This is a genomic window from Sandaracinobacteroides sayramensis, assembly GCF_022014495.1.
Classification (GTDB): domain Bacteria; phylum Pseudomonadota; class Alphaproteobacteria; order Sphingomonadales; family Sphingomonadaceae; genus Sandaracinobacteroides; species Sandaracinobacteroides sayramense.
Map to the genome: position 1 here is coordinate 1 of NZ_JAKLSQ010000028.1, position 4,930 is coordinate 4,930.

General features: G+C 67.4%; 5 protein-coding genes. 1 reads left to right on the plus strand and 4 read right to left on the minus strand.

The window, feature by feature from the left end; all coding sequences use genetic code 11:
• Positions 1–200: 200 nt before the first annotated feature.
• The 4 genes from coaE to L6Q21_RS16465 all read right to left on the minus strand — a co-directional run bounded on the left by coaE (position 201) and on the right by L6Q21_RS16465 (position 3,482).
• Positions 201–809, minus strand: a complete 609-nt coding sequence (gene coaE, locus L6Q21_RS16450; RefSeq protein WP_237831839.1) for a dephospho-CoA kinase — start codon at positions 807–809, stop codon at positions 201–203.
• Complete coding sequence (locus L6Q21_RS16455; RefSeq protein WP_237831840.1) at positions 806–1,678, minus strand: shikimate dehydrogenase family protein; 873 nt, start codon at positions 1,676–1,678, stop codon at positions 806–808. The genes coaE and L6Q21_RS16455 overlap by 4 nt, the downstream gene beginning before the upstream one ends.
• Positions 1,675–2,262, minus strand: a complete 588-nt coding sequence (locus tag L6Q21_RS16460; RefSeq protein WP_237831841.1) for a Maf family protein — start codon at positions 2,260–2,262, stop codon at positions 1,675–1,677. Before L6Q21_RS16460 ends, L6Q21_RS16455 begins: the two co-directional genes overlap by 4 nt.
• Before the next feature lie 368 nt (positions 2,263–2,630).
• The gene (locus L6Q21_RS16465) at positions 2,631–3,482 is read right to left on the minus strand and encodes a pyruvate, water dikinase regulatory protein (RefSeq protein WP_237831842.1); all 852 of its coding nucleotides are present in this window, start codon (positions 3,480–3,482) and stop codon (positions 2,631–2,633) included.
• Positions 3,483–3,855: 373 nt separating this feature from the next.
• Between L6Q21_RS16465 and hemE the strand changes: the two genes are divergently transcribed.
• Positions 3,856–4,869: a uroporphyrinogen decarboxylase gene (hemE, locus tag L6Q21_RS16470; protein ID WP_237831843.1), complete on the plus strand. Its 1,014-nt coding sequence runs from the start codon at positions 3,856–3,858 to the stop codon at positions 4,867–4,869.
• The last annotated feature ends 61 nt before the right edge of the window (positions 4,870–4,930 follow it).

The window sequence follows — 4,930 nt, forward strand, 5'->3', positions numbered from 1 at the left end:
CCAGCTTTCCGCCTCCACCGCCGTGCCCGCTCAGAAGCTGGACCCCGGGTCAAGCCCGGGGGGACGGGGTGGGAGGTTGGTTGTCTGAACGGCTCGGCCGGTCTGGCGCTGCGTCGAGAATAGGAGGTGCAGGGGAAACATTCCCCTGCTGGGTCCAGGGCAAAGCCCTGGCCGCCGGAGGCTCCCCAGGCTGGACGACTTCAGCTTATACGGCTGCCCAGCGACGCTCGGGCGATGGCGCGGACGGTTCGGAAGGTAAGGAGCCGGCCCCGGCCGGTTTCGATCACCACGTCCGCCAGTCGCCGCTTCCGCGCGTCGGGCATCTGGTGCTTCAGGACGTTGTGGAACTTTTCGCGCGTCATGCCGGGGCGGGCGAGGACGCGGGCGCGCTGGACATGGAAGGGGGCGGAGACGACGGCGATGAGGTCGACGGTTTTCCAGCCTTCGCCCTCCAGCAGCAGCGGGATGTCGAGCACGATGGCGCGGCGGCCGCGGTGCTTGCGGCGGAAGCGCCGTTGCAGTTCGCCGACGGCCGGGTGGACTATCTTTTCCAGCTTCCTGAGGGCCTCCGGGTTGCCGAAGACGGCGGCTCCGAGTTTTGCCCGGTCCACGCCGGCGGGGCCGGTGGTGCCGGGGAAGGCGGCTTCGATCGCCGGGAGGGCGACGCCGCCCGGGCCTTGCACTTCGCGCACGGCGGCGTCGGCGTCGAAGACCGGAAGCCCGAGGTGGCGGAACTTGCTCGCGACCTTCGACTTGCCCATGCCGATGGAGCCGGTCAGGCCGATGACGATGGGGCGCCTGGGCTTCATTTCGCTTCCCTCAGCAGCAGTTGGCGCAGTTCCGGGTCGCGGTCGCGCGGGGGGGCGGCGCCGAAGAAGCGTTCGAAGGCGATGGCCGCCTGGCCGATCAGCATTTCCAGGCCGTCTATCGTGCGCAGACCATGGGCTACAGCCTGGGCGAGCAGCGAGGTTTCCAGAGGGGAATAGACCATGTCGAAAACGATGGTGTCGGGATAATAGGCGGAGAGATCCACGGGCACCGGGTTTTCGCCGTGCATGCCCATGCTGGTGGCATTGATCAGGATATGGCTGTAGCGCTGCTCGGAGGCGCCGTCCGTCGGGTTGCGAACAGGTCCCAGCGATTCCAGCGGATGGCCTTTGCCAAAGGGCGAGCCTGCCAGTTGCGCCAGGACGTCGGCTCTGGCGGGAGAGCGGTTGAAGATGTCGAAATCGCCATAACCTGCTTTCACGGCCCCCAACACGGCCGCGCGGGCCGCGCCGCCGGCGCCAATGATCTGCACATAAGTCGCCACATGATCGGGATAATCGCCGATCCGGTGCCTGGAGAGCGGTTCCGCGACACCATCCACATCGGTGTTGCCCGCCACCAGCAGGCCATCCGGGCGCCTGACGATGGTGTTGGCGGCGTTCAACCGCGCCGCAAGCTCGTCCGCTTCATCGACATGCGCCAGCACCGCTTCCTTGTGCGGCATGGTCACGTTGCAGCCCGCCCACTCCGAGTCGAGACGCCTCGAGCGGAAATAATCGGCGAGGTCCGCCGCCTTGACATGCACGGCGCGATACTCCGCCCGCAGACCCAGCGCGCGAATCCAGAAATCGTGGATCAACGGCGATTTCGAATGCGCGATCGGGTCGCCGATCACCTCCGCGAACCTCAAACCTGCAACTCCCCCGCTTCCCTGAGCCAGCCGAGCACCGCCAGCAGCGGCAGGCCGCGCACGGTGAACTGGTCGCCTTCGATCTTCGTGAAAAGCTGCGCGCCCAGACCCTCCAGATGATAGCCGCCGACGCTGCCAAGAACCTGCTCGCCGCAGGCGGCGACATACGCCTCCAGCCAGTCCTCGCTGAACCGGCGGACCGTGAGGCGGGCGACTTCCACATGCCGCCAGAGCGGCTCGCCGTCGCGCGCGATCACCGCCGCGGAAATCAGCCGGTGCGCGCGGCCTTCCAGTTCGCGGAGCTGCATTCTGAGCCCTTCGAGGCTGCAGGGTTTTTCCAGCCAGCGGCCGCGCTCTATCTCCAGCATGGAATCGCTGCCAAGGACGAAAGCGCCCGGATGCTGCTGGCTGACCTTGCGGGCCTTCAGTTCGGCCAGACGGTCGGCGACGTCGCGGACCGGGTGGCCGCGCAGCTCCTCGGTGATTCCGGATTCGTCTATGCGGGCGGGGTGGGAGGTGTAGGTGACACCCGCTGCCGTCAGCATGGATTTGCGGGAGGCGGATTCGCTGGCGAGGATCAGCATTCATTGCCTCCGGCGGCCAGGGCTTTGCCCTGGACCCAGCAGGGGCGTGACGCCCCTGCACCCCCGGTTCTCGGGGTGTGCGGCGGGGTTGGGCTGATGGGAGGGTTTATGGCCTGCGGCGCTGGGTGGTTCGAGCGCCGCAGGCAATCGGAACCGGTTGCGGGCGCGGCTGTGTTGGGGGGTTTGATCGGCAATGGCCATTCGTGACCCCGGGTCAAGCCCGGGGGGACGGGGTGGAAGGTTGGTTGTCTGAACGGCTCGGCCGGTTTGGCGCTGCGTCGAGAACAGGGGGTGCAGGGGAAACATTCCCCTGCTGGGTCCAGGGCAAAGCCCTGGCCGCCGGAGGCTCCACGAGCTGATTGTCCGGCTCATCGGCCGGTTACGCCGCGCATGCTGAGCATGTTCACCAGCTCCGCGGCGGTTTCTTCTATGCTTCGCCTCGTCACGTCTATGGCCGGCCAGCCCCGGTCGGCGAAGAGGCGGCGGGCGGCGGCGACTTCGCGGGCTATGGTTTCCGGGTCCGTGTAGTTGGCGCCGAACTGGGCGGCGTTTTCGCCCAGCATCCGGGCGCGGCGGACCTGGCTCAGGCGCTCGACGGAGACGGTCAGGCCGACGACCAGGGGCTTTTTCAGCTCGAAGAGTTCGGGCGGAAGGGGGCGGGTGGGGACGAAGGGCATGTTGGCGACGCGGTAGCCGCGGTTCGCCAGATAGACGGAGGTGGGGGTCTTGCTGGAGCGGCTGACGCCGACGAGGACGAGGTCGGCGTCCTCCCATTCGTGCGGCATCAGACCGTCGTCGTGGTCCATGGTCCAGTGGATGGCGTCTATGCGGCCGAAATAGGCGGCGTCCATGCGGTGCTGGCCGCCGGGGCGAGAGGCGGCGCGGGTGCCGAGCATGCGTTCGAGGCCGGCGATGACCGGGTCCATGACGGCGATGACGGGGAGGCCGAGCGCGGCGCAGCGGTTTTCCAGGCGTTCGCGGACGGAGCGGGCGACGAGGGTGTAGAGGATGAGCCCGGGGACGCGGGCGACTTCCTCCAGCACCCGGTCCAGATGGCCTTCGGAGCGGACCATCGGCCAGTAATGCTTGACGGCGTCGACGCCGGAGAATTGCGCGAGGCCGGCCTTCACCAGGCTTTCCAGCGTTTCGCCGGTGGAATCCGAGACGAGATGGAGATGCAGGCGGGTCACGCCTGCTCCCATGCCCCGGCCGATTGTCATAATCCAGAGCGGCGGCGACGCCTGTGGAAAAAACGGCGGAAAAGCGGGCCGAAAGCCGGCACGAATCGATGGAAAAGCGGGGTGAAGGGCGGGGCTGGTGCAATCGTCCCGGAGTTCGCGCGGGATTCCGCATGGTTTTTCCGCATGTGGAGCAATTTCCAGGGCCTATCCACAAGGGTTGGAAAAGCGCGATTCCATGGGCAAGTCCAGAAACTTGGAAATGCCCCGCCATGTGGATTGGCCTGTGGACAAAAAACGATCCACGGGACTCACAGGCCCACTACTGTCATCAAATCTATATAAATCTTTTACTTGTTCTGAAGAAACCGCCGCGGATTTGCGCGCCGCACGGGGGGCCGATAAGCGGGGGGGCATGAACGCTGCCCTTACCGTGCTGTCCGGCCAAGCCGTCGACCCGCCGCCCTTCTGGATGATGCGCCAGGCCGGGCGCTACCTGCCCGAATATCTGCAGCTGCGGGCGGAGAAGGGCAGCTTCCTGGCGCTGGCGACCGACAGCGACGCCGCCTGCGAGGTGACGATGCAGCCGATCCGGCGCTTCGGCTTCGACGTGGCGATCCTGTTTTCCGACATCCTGATCGTGCCCTGGGCGATGGGGCAGGATCTGGGCTTTGCGGAAGGTGAGGGTCCTCGGCTGGCGCCGCCGCTGAAGGCCGCGCGGCTGGAGGACTTGCAGCCGGAGCGGAGCCGTTATCTGCCGGTGTGGGAGACGGCGCGCAAGGCGCGCGCCGAGCTGGCGGCGGACAAGGCCTTGTTCGGATTCGCCGGTTCGCCCTACACGGTGGCGACCTATATGGTGGCCGGCGGAGGATCGAAGGACCAGGCCGACGCGCGGCTGATGGCCTATGCCGACCCGGCGCGGTTCCAGGCGCTGATCGATGCCATCGCGCGGGAAACGCTGCACTATCTTTCCGGGCAGGTGGATGGCGGTGCCGACGCGCTGATGCTGTTCGACAGTTGGGCCGGGAGCCTGGCCGTGCAGGAGTTCGAGCGCTGGGTGGTGGCGCCCACCGCCTGGCTGGTGGACGAGTTGCGCAAGCGGCATCCGGGCGTGCCGGTGCTGGGCTTCCCGCGCGGCGCGGGCGAGAAGGCGCCCGCCTATGCGCGGGAGACCGGGGTTTCCGCCTTGTGCGTGGATGAGGCGACCGATCTGCGCTTCGTGGTGGCGAACACGCCGGATTCGCTGCCCTTGCAGGGGAATGTCGACCCCCTGGCCTTGAAGGCCGGGGGCGAAGCGCTGCGCCGGGCCGTGGCGGATGTGCGCGAGGCCATGCGCGGGCGGCCGCATATTCTGAACCTCGGGCATGGGATCGATCGGTTCACGCCGATCGCACATGTGGAGGAATTGGTGCGGTTGGTTCGGGGGTAGGGGCTTTTTGCCTCCGGCGGCCAGGGCTTTGCCCTGGACCCAGCAGGGGCGTGACGCCCCT